Annotated in this window: 17 protein-coding genes; 7 read left to right on the forward strand and 10 right to left on the reverse strand. The window is 73.4% G+C overall.

All coding sequences use genetic code 11. The annotated features are described in order from the left end of the window. Positions 1 to 22 precede the first annotated feature (22 nt). The gene (gene hrpA, locus AUV08_RS07805) at positions 23 to 4,126 is read left to right on the forward strand and encodes an ATP-dependent RNA helicase HrpA (RefSeq protein WP_061867899.1); all 4,104 of its coding nucleotides are present in this window, start codon (positions 23 to 25) and stop codon (positions 4,124 to 4,126) included. Between the two features lie 24 nt (positions 4,127 to 4,150). Here the strand turns inward: hrpA and AUV08_RS07810 are convergent, their stop codons facing one another. Both AUV08_RS07810 and AUV08_RS07815 read right to left on the reverse strand, forming a co-directional pair. Next, a complete protein-coding gene (locus AUV08_RS07810; protein ID WP_044659226.1) occupies positions 4,151 to 4,579 on the reverse strand; it encodes an HIT family protein in 429 nt (142 codons plus the stop codon). A 44-nt stretch (positions 4,580 to 4,623) separates the two neighbouring features. Beyond that, entirely contained in the window at positions 4,624 to 5,751 is a 1,128-nt protein-coding gene (locus AUV08_RS07815; protein WP_061867900.1) for a sulfurtransferase, read from the reverse strand. A gap of 111 nt (positions 5,752 to 5,862) precedes the next feature. Here AUV08_RS07815 and AUV08_RS07820 point away from each other — a divergent pair, with 111 nt between their 5' ends. Next, positions 5,863 to 6,309, forward strand: a complete 447-nt coding sequence (locus AUV08_RS07820; RefSeq protein WP_061867901.1) for a Fur family transcriptional regulator — start codon at positions 5,863 to 5,865, stop codon at positions 6,307 to 6,309. Between the two features lie 19 nt (positions 6,310 to 6,328). On the opposite strand, the gene AUV08_RS07825 is transcribed toward AUV08_RS07820, so the two are convergent. From AUV08_RS07825 to AUV08_RS07850, 6 genes are all read right to left on the reverse strand, one after another. Next, a complete protein-coding gene (locus AUV08_RS07825) occupies positions 6,329 to 7,147 on the reverse strand; it encodes a metal ABC transporter ATP-binding protein (RefSeq protein WP_044659228.1) in 819 nt (272 codons plus the stop codon). Continuing rightward, complete coding sequence (locus AUV08_RS07830; RefSeq protein ID WP_044659229.1) at positions 7,144 to 8,043, reverse strand: metal ABC transporter permease; 900 nt, start codon at positions 8,041 to 8,043, stop codon at positions 7,144 to 7,146. The genes AUV08_RS07825 and AUV08_RS07830 overlap by 4 nt, the downstream gene beginning before the upstream one ends. 2 nt (positions 8,044 to 8,045) lie before the next feature. Next, complete coding sequence (locus AUV08_RS07835) at positions 8,046 to 9,053, reverse strand: metal ABC transporter substrate-binding protein (RefSeq protein ID WP_041104319.1); 1,008 nt, start codon at positions 9,051 to 9,053, stop codon at positions 8,046 to 8,048. 75 nt (positions 9,054 to 9,128) lie between these two features. Then, a complete protein-coding gene (locus tag AUV08_RS07840; RefSeq protein WP_041104317.1) occupies positions 9,129 to 10,187 on the reverse strand; it encodes a hemolysin family protein in 1,059 nt (352 codons plus the stop codon). Further along, positions 10,184 to 11,500, reverse strand: a complete 1,317-nt coding sequence (locus AUV08_RS07845) for a hemolysin family protein (protein ID WP_041104315.1) — start codon at positions 11,498 to 11,500, stop codon at positions 10,184 to 10,186. Before AUV08_RS07845 ends, AUV08_RS07840 begins: the two co-directional genes overlap by 4 nt. A gap of 184 nt (positions 11,501 to 11,684) precedes the next feature. After that, the gene (locus AUV08_RS07850; protein WP_061867902.1) at positions 11,685 to 13,166 is read right to left on the reverse strand and encodes a GuaB1 family IMP dehydrogenase-related protein; all 1,482 of its coding nucleotides are present in this window, start codon (positions 13,164 to 13,166) and stop codon (positions 11,685 to 11,687) included. Between the two features lie 200 nt (positions 13,167 to 13,366). On the opposite strand from AUV08_RS07850, the gene AUV08_RS07855 reads away from it, so the two are divergent. The 3 genes from AUV08_RS07855 to AUV08_RS12400 all read left to right on the forward strand — a co-directional run bounded on the left by AUV08_RS07855 (position 13,367) and on the right by AUV08_RS12400 (position 17,896). Beyond that, positions 13,367 to 17,095, forward strand: coding sequence for a multifunctional oxoglutarate decarboxylase/oxoglutarate dehydrogenase thiamine pyrophosphate-binding subunit/dihydrolipoyllysine-residue succinyltransferase subunit (locus tag AUV08_RS07855; protein WP_061867903.1), 3,729 nt, complete (start codon positions 13,367 to 13,369; stop codon positions 17,093 to 17,095). Positions 17,096 to 17,171: 76 nt separating this feature from the next. Continuing rightward, entirely contained in the window at positions 17,172 to 17,777 is a 606-nt protein-coding gene (locus AUV08_RS07860; RefSeq protein WP_010079058.1) for a GDSL-type esterase/lipase family protein, read from the forward strand. Between the two features lie 44 nt (positions 17,778 to 17,821). After that, the gene (locus tag AUV08_RS12400) at positions 17,822 to 17,896 is read left to right on the forward strand and encodes a 50S ribosomal protein bL37 (RefSeq protein ID WP_095346645.1); all 75 of its coding nucleotides are present in this window, start codon (positions 17,822 to 17,824) and stop codon (positions 17,894 to 17,896) included. A 138-nt stretch (positions 17,897 to 18,034) separates the two neighbouring features. Here AUV08_RS12400 and rsrA read toward each other — a convergent pair whose 3' ends face one another. Beyond that, positions 18,035 to 18,313, reverse strand: a complete 279-nt coding sequence (gene rsrA / locus AUV08_RS07865; protein ID WP_060974333.1) for a mycothiol system anti-sigma-R factor — start codon at positions 18,311 to 18,313, stop codon at positions 18,035 to 18,037. Further along, positions 18,310 to 19,026, reverse strand: coding sequence for a sigma-70 family RNA polymerase sigma factor (locus AUV08_RS07870; protein WP_036314006.1), 717 nt, complete (start codon positions 19,024 to 19,026; stop codon positions 18,310 to 18,312). The genes rsrA and AUV08_RS07870 overlap by 4 nt, the downstream gene beginning before the upstream one ends. Positions 19,027 to 19,226: 200 nt before the next feature. Here AUV08_RS07870 and aroA point away from each other — a divergent pair, with 200 nt between their 5' ends. After that, complete coding sequence (gene aroA / locus AUV08_RS07875; protein ID WP_061867904.1) at positions 19,227 to 20,657, forward strand: 3-phosphoshikimate 1-carboxyvinyltransferase; 1,431 nt, start codon at positions 19,227 to 19,229, stop codon at positions 20,655 to 20,657. Beyond that, positions 20,657 to 21,757 carry a ribosome small subunit-dependent GTPase A gene (gene rsgA, locus AUV08_RS07880; protein WP_061867905.1) on the forward strand — a complete coding sequence of 367 codons (1,101 nt, stop codon included), beginning with the start codon at positions 20,657 to 20,659 and terminating at the stop codon, positions 21,755 to 21,757. Before aroA ends, rsgA begins: the two co-directional genes overlap by 1 nt. The last annotated feature ends 26 nt before the right edge of the window (positions 21,758 to 21,783 follow it).

Consider the following 21,783-nt stretch of genomic DNA (forward strand, 5'->3'; position numbering starts at 1 on the left):
CGCGCCTAGGATGGAGGCCGTCATGACGCAGACTCCCCCGCCCTCCACGCCCGCCGCGCAGCCGTCCGCGACGCCCCACGACGCCGCCGCGATCACGTTCCCCGAACACCTGCCGGTGGCGGAGCGTCGCGAGGAGATCATGGCCGCGATCCGCGACCACCAGGTGGTGATCGTCGCGGGCGAGACCGGCTCGGGCAAGACCACGCAGCTGCCGAAGATGTGCCTGGCCCTCGGGCTCGGGGAGGCGGGCTCGATCGGCCACACCCAGCCCCGGCGCATCGCCGCCCGCTCCGTGGCCGAGCGCATCGCGCAGGAGCTGGGCGAGGAGATCGGGCAGACGGTCGGCTACCAGGTCCGCTTCACGGCGCAGACCTCGAAGGCGACCCGGGTCAAGGTCATGACGGACGGCATCCTGCTGGCCGAGATCCCCCATGACCCGCAGCTGCGCCGCTACTCCGTGATCATCGTGGACGAGGCCCACGAGCGCAGCCTCAACATCGACTTCCTCCTGGGCTACCTGCGCAACCTGCTGCCCCAGCGGCCGGACCTGAAGGTGATCATCACCTCGGCCACCATCGACCCGGAGCGCTTCGCCCGGCACTTCGGCCGGCCGCTGGCCGAGGGTGAGGACCATGCGGACGCGGTGGAGGCCGACGACGGCGGCCGCGTGGTCCCGGCGCCGATCATCGAGGTCTCGGGGCGGACCTACCCCGTCGAGATCCGGTACCGGCCGCTGACCGACGAGCCCTCCCCGGACGACCCCGAGGACGACGCGGACGATGCCGCCGAGACCCGCGACCCCCTCGACGCGATCGGCGACGCCGTCCTCGAGCTGGCCGCCGAGCCGCCGGGCGACATCCTCGTGTTCCTGCCGGGCGAGCGGGAGATCCGCGAGGCCGCGGACCACCTGACCGGCGTCGTCGCCGGCACCACGCGCCTGGCCGGCACGGAGATCCTGCCGCTGTTCGGCCGCCTGTCCATGGCGGAGCAGCACCGCGTGTTCGGCCGCGCCGGGGCCGGGGTGCGCCGGCGGATCGTGCTGGCCACGAACGTCGCCGAGACGTCCCTGACCGTGCCGGGCATCAAGTACGTGATCGACACGGGCACCGCGCGCATCTCGCGGTACTCGAACCGCACCAAGGTGCAGCGCCTGCCGATCGAGCGCGTCTCCCAGGCCAGCGCGAACCAGCGCTCGGGCCGGTCCGGCCGCACCTCGGACGGCATCGCGATCCGCCTGTACTCGGAGGAGGACTACCTCTCCCGCCCCGAGTTCACGGACCCGGAGATCCTGCGCACCTCCCTGGCCTCGGTGATCCTGCAGATGCTCTCCCTCGGCGTGGCCCGCACCCCGGGCGACGTGAAGGAGTTCCCCTTCGTCCAGCCGCCGGACGGCCGCCAGGTCACCGACGGCGCCACCACGCTCACCGAGCTCGGCGCGCTCGAGGCCGGCGGCGCCCGCGCGGGCACCATCACCCGGGTCGGACGCCGCCTGGCCCGTCTGCCGGTGGACCCGCGGCTGGGCCGCATGATCCTGGAGGCCGGTGAGCGCGGCTGCGTCCGGGAGGTCATGGTGATCGCCGCGGCCCTGACCATCCAGGACCCCCGCGAGCGCCCCACGGAGCAGCGCGAGGCCGCGGACGAGCTGCACCGCCGGTTCGCGGACGAGAACTCGGACTTCTCCGCGATCCTGAACCTCTGGGCCTACCTGCACGAGCGGCAGAAGGAGCTCTCCGGCTCCCAGTTCCGCAAGCTGTGCCGCCGTGAGCACATCAACTGGCTGCGCGTGCAGGAGTGGCAGGACCTGGTGCGCCAGCTGCACCAGCTCGCCAAGGACGTGGGCCTCACCGTCGAGGCCGGACCCGTGGACCCGGTCGGCCGGCACGAGGCCGTGCACAAGTCCCTGCTCACCGGCCTGCTCTCGCAGATCGGCGCCTACGACGAGCGCCGTCGCGAGTACGTGGGCGCCCGCGGCACCCGCTTCGCCGTGTTCCCCGGCTCCGCCCTGTTCAAGAAGCGCCACCCGTTCGTCATGGCCGCCGAGCTCGTGGAGACCTCCCGGCTGTGGGCGCGCACGGTGGCCCGGATCGAGCCGGAGTGGGCCGAGGAGGTCGCCGGCCACCTCGTCAAGCGGACCTACAACGAGCCGCACTGGTCGCGGCGGGCGGGTTCCGTCGTCGCGCGCGAGAAGGTGACGCTGTTCGGCGTCACCCTGATCCCGGACCGCTCGGTCCGGTACGGCCGGATCGACCCGGAGCTCTCCCGCGAGCTGTTCATCCGGCACGCCCTCGTGGAGGGCGACTGGCGCACGCGTCACCGGTTCTTCGCCCGCAACCGGGCTGCGCTCGAGGAGGTCGACGCCCTCGAGACGCGCCTGCGCCGCCGCGACCTGCGGATCGGGGACGAGGACCTGTTCGCCTTCTACGACGCGCGGATCCCGGGAAACGTCGTCTCCGAGCGGCACTTCGACGCGTGGTGGAAGAAGGCGCGCCAGGATCAGCCGGACCTGCTGGACCTCGACGTCGCCGCCCTGCTCACCGCCGACGCCGAGGACCTGGACACCGACGCGTTCCCCACCACGTTCGCGTATCCGATGCCCGGCGGCGACGTGGAGCTCGACCTCGAGTACACGTACGACCCGACCGGCGCGGCCGGCACCGACGGCGTGACCGTGGCCGTGCCGATCCTGCTGCTCAACCAGGTCTCCCCCGGCCCCTTCGCGTGGCTGGTCCCCGGCCTGCGGGTCGAGCTCGTCACCGCCCTCATCAAGGCGTTGCCCAAGGCCGTGCGCAAGAACCTCGTGCCCGCCCCGGACGTGGCCCAGCAGCTCGTCGCGGACCTCGAGGCCCACGCCGACCCGCTGCGGGACGAGCTGCCGGACGCGCTGTCCGCGGCCGTGCGCCGGGTGCGCGGCGTGGTGGTGGAGCCCGGACTGTGGGCCCCGGACGCGGTGCCCCTGCACCTGCGGATGGACTACCGCGTCGTGGACGCCCGCGGCGCCGTGATGGGCGCCGGCCAGGACCTGCCCGCGCTGCAGGCCCGGCTCGCGCAGGCCAACCGCTCCGCGATCGCCGCCCGGCTCGCCGGCACCGACGACCCCGCCTCGGCCCGGCCGGGGCCGCGCGGCAAGGGCCGCGGCGGCCGTGCCCAGGCCGACGCGCGGGCCGGGGCCGAGGGACGCCGTCGCCCGGAGGGCCCCGGGCGGTCCGGCGCGACGCCGGCCTTCGAGGAGCGGCACGGGCTGACCTCGTGGAGCATCGGCACGGTGCCGAAGACCGTCTCCACCGCGGCCGGGGCGCGCGGCCCCGCCATCACGGGCTACCCGAGCCTGGTGCCCGAGACCACGCCCGACGGCGGCCCCGCGGCCGGCCTGACCGTGGCCCGGTCCGCGGAGGACCAGGCGGCCTGGCACCGGGCCGGGGTGATCCGGCTGCTGCTGGCCACCCTGCCCAGCCCACAGCGCTACGTGCTGGACCACCTGGACAACAGGGAGAAGCTCACCTTCACCCAGAACCCGCACGGCTCGGTGGACTCCCTCGTCGCGGACTGCACCCAGGCCGCCGTGGACCGTCTCGTCGGGGACGAGCTGCCGTTCGACGAGGCCGCGTTCCGCGCCCTGTTCGACCGGGTGCGGGCCGACCTGATCGACACGGTCTTCGCCGTCACGTCCCTGGTGGAGCAGGTGCTCTCCCGGGCCGCGCAGGTGCGACGCCGGCTCAAGGGCTCGGTCTCGCTCGCCCTCGCGCCGGCGCTGTCGGACGTGAAGGCACACCTCGAGCAGCTCGTGTTCCCCGGCTTCGTGGCCACCACGGGCTGGGAGCGGCTGCAGCACCTGCCGCGCTACCTGCAGGGCATGCTGACGCGCCTGGACCGGTTGGACGCCGGCGGCCACCTGCAGCGCGACGGGCAGCACATGGCGGTGGTGCAGGGGCTCGAGGACGAGTTCGACGCCGCCGTCGCGGCCCACCGCGCCCGGTTCGCGGGCACGCCCGTGCCCGCGGAGCTGGAGCGGGTGCGCTGGCTCATCGAGGAGCTGCGCGTCTCGTTCTTCGCCCAGGAGCTGGGCACGGCGGTCTCGGTCTCCGAGAAGCGGGTGCGTCAGGCGCTCGCCCGGGCCACGCGCGCCTGAGTCGGGCCCGGGCGGCGCGGGCCGTCAGTCCTGCGGGACGACCTCGCCGTGGCCCAGGTCCCGCAGGGCCGCGCGGAGGCGGGCGGCGGCGTCGTCCAGGTCCGCCGGATCGGGGGCGTTGTCCACGCGAGCCAGGTCGAAGTCGGCGAGCGAGGTGGAGGGCCACACATGCACGTGCAGGTGCGGGATCTCATAGCCGGCGATCATGAGCCCGGCCCGGCGGGCGGAGAACGCCGCCACCTGCGCCTTGCCGATCTGCTGGGCGACCGTCGTCAGGTGCGTGACCAGCGCCGGGTCGACCTCCACCCATTCGTCCACCTCCTCACGGGGCACCACGAGCGTGTGCCCCGGCTGGAGCGGCGCGGCGGACAGGAACGCGACGCACGTCGGGTCCTGCCACACGAAGCGGGCGGGCAGCTCGCCGGCGATGATCCTGCTGAAGACGGTGGCCATGGGGGGTCCTCCTGGGGGTCGGCGGGGCGGGGCCCCGGGGCTCGTCAGTCCCGGCCGGACGCGCCGTCGGGCTCGGGGCCGACCGCGACGGCGTTGGACGGGTCCTGGACCCATGCTGACCACGAACCCGGGTAGAGCGCCACTCCGGGTCGCCCCGCGACGGCCAGGGTGAGCACGGCGTGCGCCGCGGTGATGCCCGAGCCGCAGTACACGGCCACGGGAGTGGCGTCGTCCACGCCGACGGCGTCGAACCGCTCCGCCAGCTCTGCGGCGGGCCGCAGGCGGCCGTCCTCGGCGATGCTCTCCGCCGTGGGCACGTTCCGCGCCCCGGGGATGTGCCCGGCCACGGGGTCGAAGGGCTCGACCTCCCCGCGGTAGCGTTCGGCCGCCCGCGCGTCGAGGAGCAGACCGCCGGAGGCCATCGCCTCGGCGCCGGCCGTGTCCACGACGGGCATGCGGCCCCACGACGGCCGGGCGGTGCCGGGCACCGGGATGACCTCACCGGGCTGCAGGGGCAGGCCCGCGGCGCGCCACGCCTCGAGGCCGCCGTCCAGGAGCACGGAGTCCCGCAGCCCCGCGTGGCGCAGCAGCCACCAGGCGCGCGCGGCGGACAGGCCGTGGTCGTCGTCGTAGACCACGATGGTGTCCCCCTCGTCGATCCCCCACATCCGCACGGTCTCCGCGAACTGGCGCGCGTCCGGCAGGGGGTGGCGCCCCGCCGCCGGACCGGCGTGGCCGGCGAGCTGGCTGGGCAGGGAGACGTAGACGGCGCCGGGCAGATGGCCCTGGAGATAGGCGGCGTGGTCCGGCCCGCCCCCCGTGGCCCGGAACCGGACGTCGAGCAGGATCACCCGGTTCGGGCGGCATCGGCCCGGCTGGGCGTAGGCCGGGCCCCCGGGCACCGGCGGCAGGTCCTCGACGGGGGCCAGGCCGAGCCAGCCGGCCAGCACGTCCACCGTCACCAGGGTGGGCGGCTCGGCGGCCTCAGGGTCGACGCCGTCGATGTCCGCGTCCGGGTCGCCGCCGGCGTCATGGGACGAGGACGGGGCCGCCGTGGGCGCCGGGACCACGCGGCCCTGCCCCTCGTCGACGACGATCAGCGGGTCGGGTCGATCGGGGGCGGCGCCGTCGCGGTCCGGGACAGGGGATGGGTCCGGGCTCTCGCTGTGCACCCGGACACCCTACTCCACGCCCCATTCGGCGCCGCTGATAACCTGGAGGATGGCCCGCGCGGACCTGTTCCGGACCGCGCGGAGGAGGCGGCAGCCGCCGCAGAAGGAGTCGTGAGCACCGTGAGCGCCCCCCAGCCCAGCCCCCGGGCCGCCCGTCCCCGGGCGACCCGGCAGAAGGCCGCCGTCGACCGAGCCCTGAACCGCATCCCGGACTTCGTGAGCGCGCAGGAGCTCCATGCCCGCCTCCAGGACCAGGGCGAACGCGTCTCGCTGGCCACCGTGTACCGGACCCTGCAGCAGCAGCTCGACGACGGCCTCGTGGACATGCTCCGCCGCGACGACGGCGAGACCGTGTACCGCCGGTGCGAGGACGAGGGCCACCATCACCACCTGGTGTGCCGGATCTGCTGGACCACCGTCGAGGTCACCGCCCCCCACGTCGAGGCGTGGGCCACCGCCGTCGCCGCGGAGCACGGCTTCACGGACGCGGACCACACGGTGGAGATCACCGGCGTCTGTGCCCGCTGCCGGGCCGAGGGGCGCACCCGCGCGGCCTGACCCCGGGGCCGGGCCCCGGTCAGTGGCGGATGCCGCCCGCGGGGTCGTCCAGGAAGTCCGCCGGGTCCTCGACTGCCTTGGAGGGCCCGTGCAGGGCGCCCCGGCCGTAGGCGATGTCCAGGTTCTCGACCGTGAGCACGTTCCGCGGCGGGCCGGAGGCCACGACACGCCCGCCCATCAGGACCACATGGTCCGCCTCCGCAGCCTCGTCGAGATCGTGGGTCGTGTAGACCACGGACACCCCGCGCGTCGGCTCCTCGTGGAGGAGGTCGTCGATCGTGCGGGCGGAGACGATGTCGAGGCCCGTCATCGGCTCGTCGAGCAGCAGCACGTCGTGGTCCTGGGCGAGGCCCTGGGCCACGTAGGCGCGCTGGCGCTGGCCGCCGGAGAGCTGGTCGAGGTGCCGCCGCGCCAGGTCCGCGACCTGCATGCGCTCCATGGCGGCCCGCACGATGTCCCGGTCCTGCTTCCGGAACGGGCGGAACCACCCGAGCGTGGGGTACCGGCCCATCCCGACGACGTCGCGCACCGTCACCGGCACTCCCTGGGGCACGCCGATGGACTGCATCACGAAGGAGGTGCGCTGCGAGCGCCGCCGCGGGTTCTCGCCGAGCACCTCCAGCGCACCGGAGGCCGGGTCGCTCAGGCCCGCCAGGGCGGTCAGCAGCGTGGACTTGCCGGAGCCGTTGGGCCCGATCACCGCGATCAGCCGCCGGGCCGGCAGGGTGAAGTCGGAGGGCCGGACGGCCACGTGCGAGCCGTGGCGCAGTTCGAGCGCCCGGGCGACCGCGAGGGGAGGCGTGGCCGCCGCGGCGCCCGCGGGGAAGGACGCGTTCATCGGGCGACCTCCGCTCCGGGCAGGGCCACGACCGGCGTCTCCTGCTCACGCTGCGCGCGCGAGCGCACGTGCCGGCCCAGGAGCGCCAGCACGGCGGCGCGGACGGCGAGCACGACGAAGAACAGCAGGATCGGCATGAGCGCCATGGTGGCCGAACCCGCCGTGCCCAGCCGGTAGCTGAGGGTGAGCCCGGTGACGACGCACGCCGCGCCGATCACGACGGAGACGAGCATCATCTGGGGGACGCTGCGCGTCAGCAGCGCCGCCGTCGCGGGCGGTCCCACGAGGAGGCCGAACACGAGCACCGTGCCCACCGCCTGGAACGAACCGATCACGGCCGCGCCGATCATCACCAGCAGCAGCGTGTGCGTCAGCCCCGGTCGCATGCCCAGCGAGCGCGCCTTGACCTCGGAGAAGCTCAGTGCCAGCAGGGGCCGGTAGAGCAGCAGGGCCAGGGCGATCACCACGACGGCGATGACCGCCTGGGTCACGATGCCGTCCACGCTGACCCCCAGCACATCGCCGAACAGGATCGACGTGAGCGATCCCGTGTAGGAGTCCGACTTGGAGATGATCACCACGCCCAGGGCCATCATCCCCACGAAGAGCAGGCCGATGGCGGTGTCCTCCTTGAGGGTGGTGGCCCGGTGCACCAGCGAGATGCCCGCCATCATGACGACGGCGGCCACCGCCGCACCGAGGTGGGGGCTGCCACCGGTGACGACCGCCAGGGCGATGCCCGGCAGGACACCGTGCACGAACGCGTCCCCGAAGAAGCTCATCCCGCGCAGCACCAGCCACGTGCCCACGACCGAGCACATCACCACGGCGATGAGTCCGCCGACGAGGGCGCGCTGCTGGAATCCCATCTGGAAGGACTCGAGCAGCCAGTCCATCCTCAGCCCTCCAGCGCGTCGGCGAGGGTGCGGGCGTTGAGGAGCATGGCCTCGGCGTAGTCCGCCTCCGGGGTGTCCTTCGGGCCGACGCCGCCCTCGTAGACCTCGATGACCGGCAGGTCGCCGGCCTCCTCGGCCACGGTGTCCACGAGGCTGTTGCGCGCGCCCACGGACGTGATCACGGCGTCTGCGCCGCCGTCGCGGATGGACCGGGCGAGCTCGGCGATCTCCTGGGAGGAGGGCTCGCCGTCGGTGGAGCCGCCCGGGACGACGACGCCGGACACGGTGAAGTCGTAGGCCTCGCTGAAGTAGCCGTAGGCGTCGTGGTCCGTGACCAGCGTGCGGCGGTCCTCCGGGACCCCGGCGAGGATCTCCCGGACCTGCGTGTCCGTCTGCTCGAGCTCCCCGCGCACGGTCGCGCCGCACTCGGCGAACCTCTCGTCACCCCGCTCCTGGGCGAGCGTGTCGCCCATCAGCTCGGCGGCCCTCGCCATGCGGGCGACGTCCATCCAGACGTGCGGGTCCTCGGACCCGTGGTCATGGCCCTCGTGGCCCGCCCCCTCCTCGGCGTGGTCATGGCCGCCGAAGGGCAGCGGATCCAGCTGGGGCGCCACCTCGACGACGGTCGCGCCGTCCGCCTCGGCGTTGGCGAGGGCGGACTCCATGCCGCCCTCGAGGCCGAGGCCGTTGGAGAACACGAGGCCGGAGGAGACCATGTCCTTCACCTGCGCGGACGAGGCGGAGAAGTCGTGCGGATCATCCCCCGGGCCCATCACCGTGACGCTGCGGGCGTCGGCGCACGCGACCACGCGGTCGAGCACGGAGCCGAGCTGCGTCGTCGTGGCGACGGCCACGGGCGCGCCCGCGGCCGAGCCGGACCCGGCGGCAGCAGAGGCGCCCGCGGCCTGCTCGCCCGCGGAGTCGCCGCTGGTCCCGCCGCACGCGGCGAGGCTCAGGGTGAGCGCGGTGAGGGCCCCGGTCAGGGCGGGCAGACGACGGCGGCGGAGCATGGGGCGACCTCGTTCGTGTCGGGAGGATGTGTGAAATCGGTTCTCAACAGTAGCACCGCGCCGCCCGCGCGACGCTCACGCGGGCCGGAACCGACGTGGCGACTGCGTCACGTCGTTGATCTCCCCGACGAGCTCCTCGAGCACGTCCTCGAGGAAGAGGATGCCCGCGGTCTCGCCCTCGGGCGTGATGACCCGGGCGAGGTGGGAGCCCGTGCGCTGCATGAGCGCGAGTGCGTCCTCGACCTCGTCCTCGAGCCGCACGTTGGCCAGCGAGCGCACGCGCGTGAGCGGGATCGGCTCGTCGTGTCCCGACGGGCCCACGGTGAGGACGTCCTTCAGGTGCAGGTAGCCGGTGTAGCCGCCGTCGGGGTCCTCGACCACGAACCGGGAGAAGCCCACGCGGCCCACGGTCCACTCGAAGTCGTGCGGCGTGATCCCCTCGGGGACGGTGACGACCCGCTCGAGCGGCACCATCACGTCCCCGGCCCGGTGGTCCGAGAACTCGAGGGCCGAGTGCAGCACGCCGGACTCGTCCTCCAGGGTGCCCGAGCGGGTGGACTCGGCCACGATCGACTGCACCTCCTCGAGCGTGTAGGAGGAGGCCACCTCGTCCTTCGGCTCGATGCGCAGGGCGTGCAGCACGAGGTTGGCCGTCCAGTTCAGCGCGGCCACGACGGGATGCAGCAGCTTCGAGAGCCACACGAGCGGCTGGGCCAGCAGCATCACGGCGCGGTCCGCGAACGAGACGGCGGCGTTCTTGGGCACCATCTCGCCCAGGGTCACGTGCAGGAAGGTGACCACCAGCAGCGCGAGCACGAAGGCGGTCACGTCCGCCGCCGCGGACGGGACCCCGAGGGCGGCCATCGGGACGACGAGCAGGTGGTGCAGCGCCGGCTCGGACACGTTGAGGATGAGCAGGGAGCACACCGTGATGCCGAGCTGGCAGACGGCCAGCATCTGGGAGACGTGCTCCATCGCGTAGAGCGCCACCTGGGCCTGGCGGGAGCCGGCCTCGGCCCGCGGCTCGATCTGCGCCCGGCGGGCGCCCATGACGGCGAACTCGCCCGCCACGAAGAAGGCGTTGGCGGCCAACAGGACCACCAGCCACAGCAGTCCGACGACGTCCCCGTTCATGCGCGCGTCTCCTCGTCCTCAGCGGCCGGGTCGAAGCGCACGCGCTCGATGCGGCGGCCGTCCATCCGCTCGACCGTCAGGGTGCCGCCGTCCACGTCCACCACGTCCCCGACCTCCGCCAGGCGCCCCAGTCGGGCCAGGATGTACCCGCCGACGGTCTCGTAGGCCCCGTCCTCCGGCACCACGAGGGCCGGGATCTGGGTCCGCACCTCGTCGGGCCGCAGCTCCGCCGGGAAGTACCAGCGGCCGGAGGCCGTCTGGAGGACCCCCGGGGTGACGCGGTCGTGCTCGTCCGCGACCTCGCCGACGATCTCCTCCACCACGTCCTCGAGCGTGACCACCCCTGCGGTGCCCCCGTACTCGTCCACGACGACGGCCATCTGCAGGTTCGCGTCGCGCAGCTCGGCCAGCAGCTGGTCCAGGTGCACGGTCTCCGGCACGCGGATGACCTCCGTCATCAGTGCACCGGCCTCGAGGTCGGCGCGGCGCTCCCGCGGCACGGCCACGACCTTCTTCACGTGCACCACGCCGCGGATGTCGTCCGAGGAGTCGCCGATCACGGGGAACCGCGAGTAGCCGGTGCTGCGGGCCAGGTCCAGGACCTCGGGCAGAGCCTGGTCCTCCCTCACCGTCTCCACGCGGATGCGCGGGGTCATCACGTCCGCGGCGGTGCGGTCCGCGAAGCGCAGCGTCCGGTCCAGGAACGTGGCGGTCTGCGCGTCGAGCGTGCCCAGCTGGGCCGAGCGGCGGACCAGCGAGGAGAGCTCCTCGGGGCTGCGGGCGCCGGAGATCTCCTCCTTGGCCTCGATGCCCACGCGGGCCAGCACGCCGTTGGAGAACCCGTTCAGGACCAGGATCGCCGGCTTGAACACGGTGCTGAACACGAGCTGGGGCCGGGCGAGTGCGCGGCCGATCGCCATGGGCTCGGCGATGGACATGTTCTTGGGGATCAGCTCGCCGAGGAGCATCGAGAGCAGGGTCGCCACGACCATCGCGACGACGAGCGAGACGGTGCCCACCACGCCGGCCGGCAGCCCCACCTGGAGCAGCAGCGGGTCGATGAGCCGGCTGATCGCCGGGTCCATCACGTAGCCGGTGAGCAGTGTGGTCAGAGTGATGCCCAGCTGGCACGCGGAGAGCTGGGTCGAGAGTGACTTGAGACAGCGCAGCAGGGGCTCGGCGCCGCGGTCACCCGCGTCCACCATGCGCTGCACGGTGGGCACGTCGATCGCGATCATGGCGAACTCGACGGCCACGAAGAACCCGGTGCCCACGATCAGGGCCAGGCCGAGGATCAGCAGGAGCCACTCCACCCGACCTCACCCCCTCGACGGCGGGCCGGGCGGCGGTGCGGGGCACCGGGACTGGAAGGCTCCGATCCGGCCGCGTCCGCGTGGGCGGACGAGCGGTCTGGCACACAGGTGTCAGGGTGATCCATAGTCCGCCCAGTATAGGGGCGTCAGGCCCCGGCGGAACGAGCAGGGGCATGCGGCCGCCTCACCACGACGAGGCGACCGGCCGGCCCTCCTCGTAGCCCGCCGCGGACTGCAGGCCGACGACGGCGCGCTCACGGAACTCCGCCAGGTCGTGGGCGCCGGCGTAGGTCAGCGACGAGCGCACACCGGACGTGATGGTGTCCAGCAGGTCCTCCACCGAGGGGCGGCGCGGGTCCACGTACATGCGCGAGGAGGAGATGCCCTCCTCGAACATCGCCTTGCGGGCCTTGGTGAAGGCGTCCTCGTGGCGGGTGCGGTGCTGGACCGCGCGGGCCGAGGCCATGCCGAAGCTCTCCTTGTACCGCCGACCGTCCGGACCGTGCACGAGGTCGCCCGGAGACTCGAGCGTCCCCGCGAACCACGAGCCGATCATCACCGAGCTGGCTCCGGCGGCCAGCGCGAGCGCCACGTCCCGCGGGTGCTTCACCCCGCCGTCCGCCCACACGCGTGCCCCGAGCTCGCGGGCCGCGGCGGCGCACTCCAGGACCGCCGAGAACTGGGGCCGGCCCACCGCGGTCTGCATGCGCGTGGTGCACATCGCGCCCGGTCCCACGCCCACCTTGACGATGTCCGCGCCGGCCGCGACCAGGTCCCGGACGCCGTCGCCGGAGACGACGTTGCCGGCCACCACGGGCACGCCGGGGTCGAGGGCCCGCACGGCGGCGAGCGCGTCCAGCATGGTCCGCTGATGACCGTGCGCCGTGTCCACGACGAGCACGTCGACGCCGGCCTCGACCAGGACGGCGGCCTTCTCCCCCACCGCCCCGTTGATGCCGACGGCGGCGCCGACGCGGAGCCGTCCGTCGTCGTCGAGACCGGGCGTGAACAGGGACGAGCGCAGCAGGCCCGCCGCGGTGACGACCCCGCGCAGCACGGGGGCGGCGGTCCCCACCGCCGGGTCCACGACGGGGGCCATCTCCTGGCGCGCGGCGTGGAGGCGCTCGAAGGCCGCCTGCAGCGCCTCCTTGCTCGGGGCCCCGTCCGTGCCGCCGAGCTCGGCGAGCGTGAGGGTCACCGCCGGAGGGTGCATGACGGAGGCGGCCGAGGTGAAGCGGTCCACGTCCTCGCAGTCCTGGGGGCGGACCACGCCGAGCAGCCCGCCGTGCGCGTCCACCACGCAGACGGCCCCGTGGTTGCGGCGGTCCACGAGGTGGAGCAGGTCCAGCACCGTGTCCTGCGGGCCGACGGTCAGGGCGGTGTCCGCCACGGGGTGGGCCGCCTTCACCCGACGCACGACGTCCCGGATGACGTCCGCCGGGATGTCCTGCGGCAGGATCCCGAGACCGCCGCGCCGGGCCATGGTCTCGACCATCCGGCGCCCGGTGACGGCGGTCATGTTGGCGGAGACCAGGGGGATGGTGGCGCCCGTGCCGTCATCCGGGGCGATGTCCACGTCCATGCGACTGGCGACGTCCGAGTGCGAGGGCACGAGGAAGACGTCGTTGTACGTCAGGTCGACGGCCGGGTCGGTGAGGAAGCGCATGGTGTCAGTCTCCCAGACGCGGTGGACGCCGAGAGCCCCCCGCGCGTCCGCCGGGAGCGGAGTCGAGCCGAGGCCGCGGCATTCCGACCGGGGGCGTCGAAGAACTATGATGTCTCGAGGCGTTCCCGGCCCCACGCGCGCCGCGCGGGTGGCCCGGCGCAGCACATCGCATCCCAAGGCTCAGGAAGAGGCGTTACACAGTGCCAGAACTCACGTCGGACCGGCTCGCACAGGAGTTCCCGGGGAACGAACGGCTCGTGGCCGAGATCTACCGGAAGTACCGCGAGGACTCCGGTTCCGTGGACCGGCAGTGGGCACAGATCTTCGCCCGTCTCGAGGCCAGCGCCCCCGCCGAGGCCGAGCCGAAGGCCGGCGCCCAGACCGAGCCGAAGGCCGCCGCCCAGACCGAGCCGAAGGCCTCCGCCAAGGTGACCGAGCCGAAGGCGGCGACCGCCCCGGCCCGGGGTCCGCAGCCCAAGGAGACCTCGGTCAGCACCGGCCCCAAGCCCAAGAAGACCCCGGCGGCCCAGGCCGTGCCCTCCGAGCCCGCCGACACCACCGCCACCACCGCGGACGAGAAGCAGGAGAAGGCCACCGTCCTCAAGGGCATGGCCAAGGCCGTGGCCACGAACATGGACGCCTCCCTGTCCATGCCCACCGCCACCACCGTGCGCGACCTGCCGGCCAAGGTGCTGATCGACAACCGCGTGGTCATCAACAGCCACCTGGCCCGCACCCGCGGCGGCAAGGTCTCCTTCACCCACCTCATCGGCTACGCCGTGGTCCGCGCGCTCGCGGCCATGCCCTCGATGAACGTGACCTACGAGGAGCGCGACGGCAAGCCCACCATGGTGGAGCCGGCCCACGTGAACTTCGGCCTCGCCATCGACCTGCCCCGCCCGGACGGCACCCGCGCGCTCGTGGTCCCCAACGTCAAGGCCGCCGAGACCCTCGACTTCCGCGGCTTCTGGAAGGCGTACGACGACCTCGTCCAGCGCGCCCGCAAGAACAAGCTGACGATGGACGACTACGCCGGCACCACGGTCTCCCTGACCAACCCGGGCGGCATCGGCACCGTGCACTCGGTGCCCCGCCTGTCCCAGGGCCAGGCCGCCATCATCGGCGTCGGCGCGCTGACCTATCCGGCCGCCTTCCAGGGCGCCGCCGAGTCCACGCTGCACGACCTGGCGATCTCCAAGACGATCACGCTGACCTCCACGTACGACCACCGCGTGATCCAGGGCGCCGGCTCCGGCGAGTTCCTGAAGATCGTGCACGGCCTCCTGCTGGGCGAGGACGGCTTCTACGACGAGGTCTTCCACTCCCTGCGCATCCCCTACGAGCCCGTCCGCTGGGCCCAGGACGTGCAGGTGAACCCGGAGGAGCAGATCGGCAAGGTCGCCCGCATCCAGCAGCTCATCCACGCGTACCGGGACCGCGGCCACCTGCTGGCCAACGTGGACCCGCTCGAGTACTCGATGGCCTACCACCCGGACCTCGACATCCGCGAGCACGGGCTGACCCTGTGGGACCTGGACCGCAAGTGGCCCACCGGCGGCTTCGGCGGGGCGAGCAGCCTGACGCTGCGCAAGATCCTCGGCGTGCTGCGTGACGCGTACTGCCGCACCATCGGCGTCGAGTACATGCACATCCAGGACCCGGCCGAGCGCGCCTGGTTCCAGGAGAAGCTCGAGCAGCCGTACGCCAAGCCCACCCGCGAGGAGCAGCTGCGCATCCTGGGCCGACTCAACGCCGCGGAGGCGTTCGAGACGTTCCTGCAGACCAAGTACATCGGCCAGAAGCGCTTCTCCCTGGAGGGCGGCGAGTCCCTCATCCCGCTGCTGGACGGCATCCTCGGCGACGCCGCCGACGCCGGGCTGGACGAGGTCGCCATCGGCATGGCGCACCGCGGTCGCCTGAACGTGCTGACCAACATCGCCGGCAAGACCTACAGCCAGGTCTTCCGCGAGTTCGAGGGGGCCACCCCGGGCGGCGCCTCGGGCTCGGGCGACGTGAAGTACCACATGGGCACCGAGGGCACCTTCGTGTCCGACGCCGGCAACAGCACCCGCGTGTACCTCGCCGCCAACCCCTCGCACCTGGAGGCCGTGGACCCGGTCCTCGAGGGCGTCGTGCGTGCCAAGCAGGACCGCCTCGATCTGGGTGGCCAGCGCCCGGACTCCTTCTCCGTGCTGCCGATCCTCGTGCACGGCGACGCGGCCTTCGCGGGCCAGGGCGTCGTGACCGAGGTCCTGCAGCTCTCGCAGCTGCCCGGCTACCGCACCGGCGGCACGATCCACGTGGTCGTGAACAACCAGGTGGGCTTCACCACGCCGTCGACCCAGGCGCGCTCCGCGGTGTACTCCACCGACGTGGCCAAGACCATCCAGGCCCCGATCTTCCACGTCAACGGCGACGAGCCGGAGTCCGTGGTGCACGTGGCCCAGCTCGCCTTCGAGTACCGCCAGCGGTTCAACAAGGACGTCGTCATCGACCTCGTCTGCTACCGCCGCCGCGGCCACAACGAGGGCGACGACCCGTCGATGACGCAGCCGCGCATGTACAACCTCATCGAGCAGAAGCGCTCCACCCGCAAGCTGTACGTCGAGTCCCTCGTGGGCCGCGGCGACATCACGCAGGAGGAGGCGGACAGCGCCCTGAAGGACTACCAGCAGCAGCTGGAGCGGGTCTTCGCGGAGACCCACGAGGACGCGCCCGCCTCCGGCGGGGAGGGCCTCCGCCCGGCCGAGGACCGGGACGCGGCCCCGGAGGCGCCGGCGTCCACGGCCATCTCGGCCGAGACGCTGCGGGCCATCGGGCAGGCGCACCTCGACGTGCCCGAGGGCTTCACGGTCCACCCGAAGCTCGCGGCCCTGCTCGAGCGCCGCGCCAAGATGGCCGTCGACGGCGGCATCGACTGGGGCTTCGCCGAACTGGCGGCCTTCGGCTCGCTGCTCATGGAGGGCGTGCCGGTCCGCCTGGCGGGCCAGGACTCCCAGCGCGGCACCTTCACGCAGCGCCACTCGGTGTTCCATGACCGGATCACCGGCGACACGTGGGCGCCGCTCAGGCACCTCTCCGAGGACCAGGCGAAGTTCTGGGTCTACAACTCGCTGCTGTCCGAGTACGCCGCCCTCGGCTTCGAGTACGGCTACTCCGTGGAGCGCTCCGACGCCCTCGTGCTGTGGGAGGCCCAGTTCGGCGACTTCGTGAACGGCGCGCAGACGATCATCGACGAGTTCATCTCCTCGGCCGATCAGAAGTGGTCGCAGACCTCGTCCGTGGTCCTGCTCCTCCCCCACGGCTACGAGGGGCAGGGACCGGACCACTCCTCCGCCCGCATCGAGCGCTTCCTGCAGATGTGCGCCGAGGACAACATGCGCGTGGTCAACCCCTCCACGGGCGCCAACCACTTCCACCTGCTGCGCGAGCATGCCTACGCCCGCCCGCGCCGGCCCCTCATCGTGTTCACCCCGAAGCAGCTGCTGCGCCTCAAGGCCGCCGCGAACTCGGTGGAGGACTTCACCGAGGGCCGCTTCCAGCCGGTCATCCCGGACGCCGGGGTGGACGCCAAGGACGCCACGCGCGTGCTGCTGGTCTCCGGCCGGCTGTACTACGACCTGCTCGCCCGCCGCCAGAAGTCCGGTGACACCTCCACCGCGATCGTGCGGGTGGAGCAGCTCTACCCGCTGCCGCTCGAGGAGATCCGCAAGGCGCTCCGCGCCTACCCGGACGCTGACGTCGCGTGGGTCCAGGACGAGCCCGCGAACCAGGGCCCGTGGCCGTTCATGGCGCTGAACCTCGTGCCGCAGCTCGACGTCCCCGTGACCCTCGTGTCCCGCCCGGCCTCGGCCGCGACCTCCGCGGGCACCAAGGGCCGCCACGACCAGGAGCTCAGCACGCTGCTGGACGCCGCCTTCGGCCGCTGACCCGGACCGACCCTGCGCCGCCGCCGCACCCTCCGGTGCGGCGGCGGCGCCGGAACGGCCGACGAAAGGACACACTGTGCACAACCGCCGGATCCGGATCGCCGCCGTCGGCGACCATCTGCTGGCCGGTGCGGGCGACGCCCGCGCCATCGGCTGGTGGGGCCGCGTGCTCGCCCGCACCCAGGCCCCCGACGTGGAGCTGGAGAACTACGTGCTGGCCGTGCCGCACGAGACCACCGAGGACCTCAACGAGCGCTGGTGGGGCGAGGCCTCACGGCGCTTCTCCGAGGAGACGGAGAACCGCCTCGTCGTGGCCCTGTCCGACGCGGACCTGGACCTGGAGGCCACCTCCACCGCCCGTTCGCGGCTGAACCTGGCCAACGTCCTGGACACCGCCTCGCAGCGGAACATCCCGGTGCTCGTGGTGGGCCCCACGCCCACCCTGGACGAGCAGCGCAACGCCCGGCTCGCCGAGCTCAACGCGGCCTACCTGGATGTGGCCGACCGGCGCAACCACGTGTACGTGGACACGTTCACCCCGCTGGTGGGCCACGAGCAGTGGCGCTCGGACCTCGCCTCCGGCCAGGGCCGGCCGGGCCAGGCGGGCCACGGGCTCATCGCGTGGCTCGTGCTGCACCGGGGCTGGTACCAGTGGCTCGGTCTGCCCGAGCCCACGGCCTGATGTGACAGAATGGACCACCGACCGACTCGTTGAAGGGAGACGTCATGAGCAAGCGTGCACGCAAGCGTCGCGACCGCCGCAGGAACGGCGCCAACCACGGCAAGCGTCCCAACGCCTGATCCGCTGATCGGCGTCGCGGACCGGCCGGGTGCCACCCGGCGACCGCAGAGACCACGAAGGGCCGTCCCCTCAGGGGACGGCCCTTCGTCATCGTCGGGGCGCCCGATCGGGTGCCCACGGGTCCGCATGTCGCGGTGTCAGCCCCAGGTGACGGTCGTCGTCGAGATCTGGGTGATGCGGGTCATGATGGTGGCCCGCAGCTGCGCGGGCGCCTTCTCCTGACAGCACCGACGCACCGCCGAGCGGATGAGCTCCTCGAGCTCCTTCTGGTGCCGGCAGTCCGGACACTCCGCCACGTGGGCGCGCACCTGCTCGATGTCCTCGGGCGTCAGGGCGCCGTCCAGGTACTGGTACAGCCGCTCCAGGGAGGCGTCCTGGGCGACGCGGCACTCATGGCCGTGCTGGTCCGCGGTCATCGCGTGGCCTCCTTCGTGCTCGTCTCGGTCTGCTTCGTGCCGCCGCGCCCGGTCTTCTTCTTCGGCTGGGCCTTGATGCCGCGCGCGGCCGCGTAGTCCGCGAGGCGCTCGCGCAGCTGCTTGCGGCCGCGGTGCAGCCGCGACATGACGGTGCCGATCGGCACGTCGAGGATCTCGGCGATCTCCTTGTAGGCGAAGCCCTCCACGTCCGCGAAGTAGACGGCGAGCCGGAACTCCTCCGGGATCGCCTGCAGGGCGTCCTTCACCTGGGAGTCGGGCAGCCGGTCGAGGGCCTCCGTCTCGGCCGAGCGCAGGCCACCGGAGGTGTGCTCGGCGGCCCGGGCCATCTGCCAGTCCTCCACCTCAGGGTTGTCCGCCTCGAGGGGCTGGCGCTGCCGCTTGCGGTAGAGGTTGATGTACGTGTTCGTGAGGATCCGGTAGAGCCAGGCCTTGAGGTTGGTGCCGGGCCGGTACTGGTGGAACGAGGAGTAGGCCTTCGTGTACGCCTCCTGGACCAGGTCCTCGGCGTCCTGCGGGTTGCGCGTCATGCGCAGCGCAGCGGAGTACAACTGGTCCACGAACTCGAGGGCGTCACGCTCGAACCGGGCACGGCGCTGCTGTTCGGACTCGGCGGCGACGTCGATGTCGGCGCGGTCGTGCTCGGGGGCGTCCTCGGGCCGGGCGAATTCCGGCCGGCTGTTGTCAGTGCTCATCGCGGGCCAGTCTACGGTCCGGGAGGGATGCGTCAGCAGGGCGGCGCTCATGCGGGGCTCCTCTCCGGCTGCGGTCCGCGGCGAGCGGGACCGGTGCGCCGACACGGGTACGGGGTCGTCCAGTGGAGCGCCAGGAGCGTTCCAGGTATTCCCCCGCGACAGGCCGACCCCGGCCGACAGCCGCCGGATAGGCTGGTCCGGTGACCCGCCCCACGCGTGCCGCCGCGCACTCCCCCGCCCCCCGTCCCGACGCCGCCGAGACCTGGCCCGCGCCCGTGGCGCGCGGCCCGGTGCGCGGAGAGGTGCGGCTGCCGGGATCGAAGTCGCTGACGAACCGGCATCTCGTGCTCGCCGCGCTCGCCGACGGTCCGTGCGTCCTGCACGGCGTCCTCGAGTCGCGGGACACGGCATTGATGCGCACGGCGCTCACAGCGCTCGGGGCCCGGTTCGAGCCCCTGTCCGACGGCGGACTGCGGGTGCATCCGATGCCGGTCGGCGAGCCGCTGGCCGGGGATGTCGCCGTGGACTGCGGACTGGCGGGGACGGTCATGCGCTTCGTCCCGTTCGTCGCCGCGCTGCGGCCCGGCCGGGTCCGCTTCGACGGCGACGCCGGCGCGCGCCTGCGCCCGATGGCCCCGGTCCTGGACGCGCTGCGCCAGCTCGGGGTGGCCGTCAACGAGGAGGGCGAGCCCGGTCGCCTGCCCTTCACGATGACGACCCGCGCGGACGCGGCCACGGTGGCCCCCGACGGCGACGTGCCGGAGGTCGCGGTCGACGCCTCCGGCTCCTCCCAGTTCCTGTCCGCCGCGCTGCTGGCGGCCGCGGGGATGCCGCGCGGCCTCCGGCTGCGGCACACCGGGCAGACCGTGCCGAGTCCGGAGCACGTCGCGATGACCGTCGGGGTGCTGCGCGCGCTCGAGGTGGACGTCGCCGAGACGTCTCCCGGGGCGTGGACCGTGGCCCCGGGGCGCGTCCCGGCACACGAGGCGACCGTCGAGCCGGACCTGTCCAACGCGGGCCCCTTCCTGGCCGCCGCCGTGGCGACGGGCGGCTCCGTGACGGTGCCGGACTGGCCGACCCGCACGACGCAGATCGGCGACCGCTGGCGGCGGATCCTGCCGCAGTTCGGGGCGAGCGTGGCCCTCACGGTCGACCGCATGGATCGCTCCCGCGGCCGCCTCACGGTGACCGGGGCGGTCCACGACGACGGCACGCCCCGCATCACCGGCGCCGGTGAGATCGCGGACACGGCCGAGCTCGCCCCCACCGCGGCCGCGCTCGCCCTGCTGGCCTCCGGGCCCACCCGTCTGACGGGGATCGGCCATCTGCGGGGCCATGAGACGGACCGGCTCGCCGCGCTCACCGCCGAGGCCGCCCGCCTGGGGGTCACCGTGGACGAGGGAGAGACGTCGCTCGGCTTCCCGGGCACGGACGCGTCCGGACCGCTGTCGCCCGCCGCCCTCGAGACCTACCACGACCACCGGATGGCGACCTTCGCCGCCGTCGTCGGCCTGCGCGTGCCGGGGACCGGCATCGTGGACGTGGCGACCACCGCGAAGACGATGCCGGACTTCCCCGCACTGTGGACCGCGCTCGTGGCACCCGGCGACGCGGCCGAGGAGGCCCGCTGATGGCCCGGCGCCTCGATCCCTCGGCATGGGACGAGTCCGATGTCCGGGTGCGCCCGTCCAAGCGCGGCACCCGCCCGCGCACCAAGGAGCGGCCCAAGCACGAGGACGCCGAGATCGGCATGGTGACCACGGTGGACCGGGGCCGGTACGCCGTGGTGCTGCCCGATCGCCTGGACGAGCGAATCACGGCGATGCGCGCCCGCGAGCTGCGCCGCACGCCGATCGCCACGGGCGACCGGGTGGCCGTCGTCGGGGACCTCTCCGGGGACGAGGGCACGCTCGCGCGCATCGTCCGTGTCGAGGAGCGCAGCACGGTCCTGCGCCGGTCGGCGGACGACTCGGACGAGGTCGAGCGGGTGGTGGTGGCCAACGCCGACCTGCTGGTGATCATGGTGGCCGCGGCCAATCCGGAGCCCCGGACCGGCTTCATCGACCGCGCCCTCGTCGCCTGCTACGACGCGGGCATCCACCCGGTGCTCCTCATCACGAAGACCGACCTGCGTGATCCGGCCGCGCTGGTGGCGCACTACGAGGCGTTGGACCTGGAGGTGATGACCTCCGGTGCGGCGACCTTCGAGGCCGAGACCGGGGACACCGCCCTGGACGCCTCGCTCGTGGCCCGGGTGGCCGAGCGGCTGATCGGACACACCAGCGCGTTCGTGGGGCCCTCCGGCGTCGGCAAGTCCACGCTCCTGAACGCGCTCACCGGCGCGGAGCGGGCCACCGGCCACGTCAACGCGGTCACCGGCCGGGGCCGGCACACCTCCTCGTCCGCGCTCGCGCTGCCGCTGACGGGTGACGACGGCGCCCCCCTGCCGGACACCTGGGTGGTGGACACCCCCGGCATCCGGTCCTTCGGGCTGGGCTGGGTCGAGCCGGACCGCGTGGTGGAGGCGTTCGACGACCTCGCCGGCGGACTGGCGGACTGCCCGCGCGGCTGCACCCACACCGCCGACTCCCCCGGCTGCGGCCTGGACGCATGGGTGGCCGCGGGCCACGCCGGCCCCTCGGGAGCGGCACGCCTGGCCTCGCTGCGGCGTCTGCTCGGCAACCGGCTGGCCCCCTCGGGGGCGGAGGACGCGGCGTCGTCCGAGGACTGAGGCGGCCCGCGCGGTATAGCGTGGGC

The organism is Micrococcus sp. CH7 (genome assembly GCF_001595485.1).
Taxonomy (GTDB): Bacteria; Actinomycetota; Actinomycetes; order Actinomycetales; family Micrococcaceae; genus Micrococcus; species Micrococcus luteus.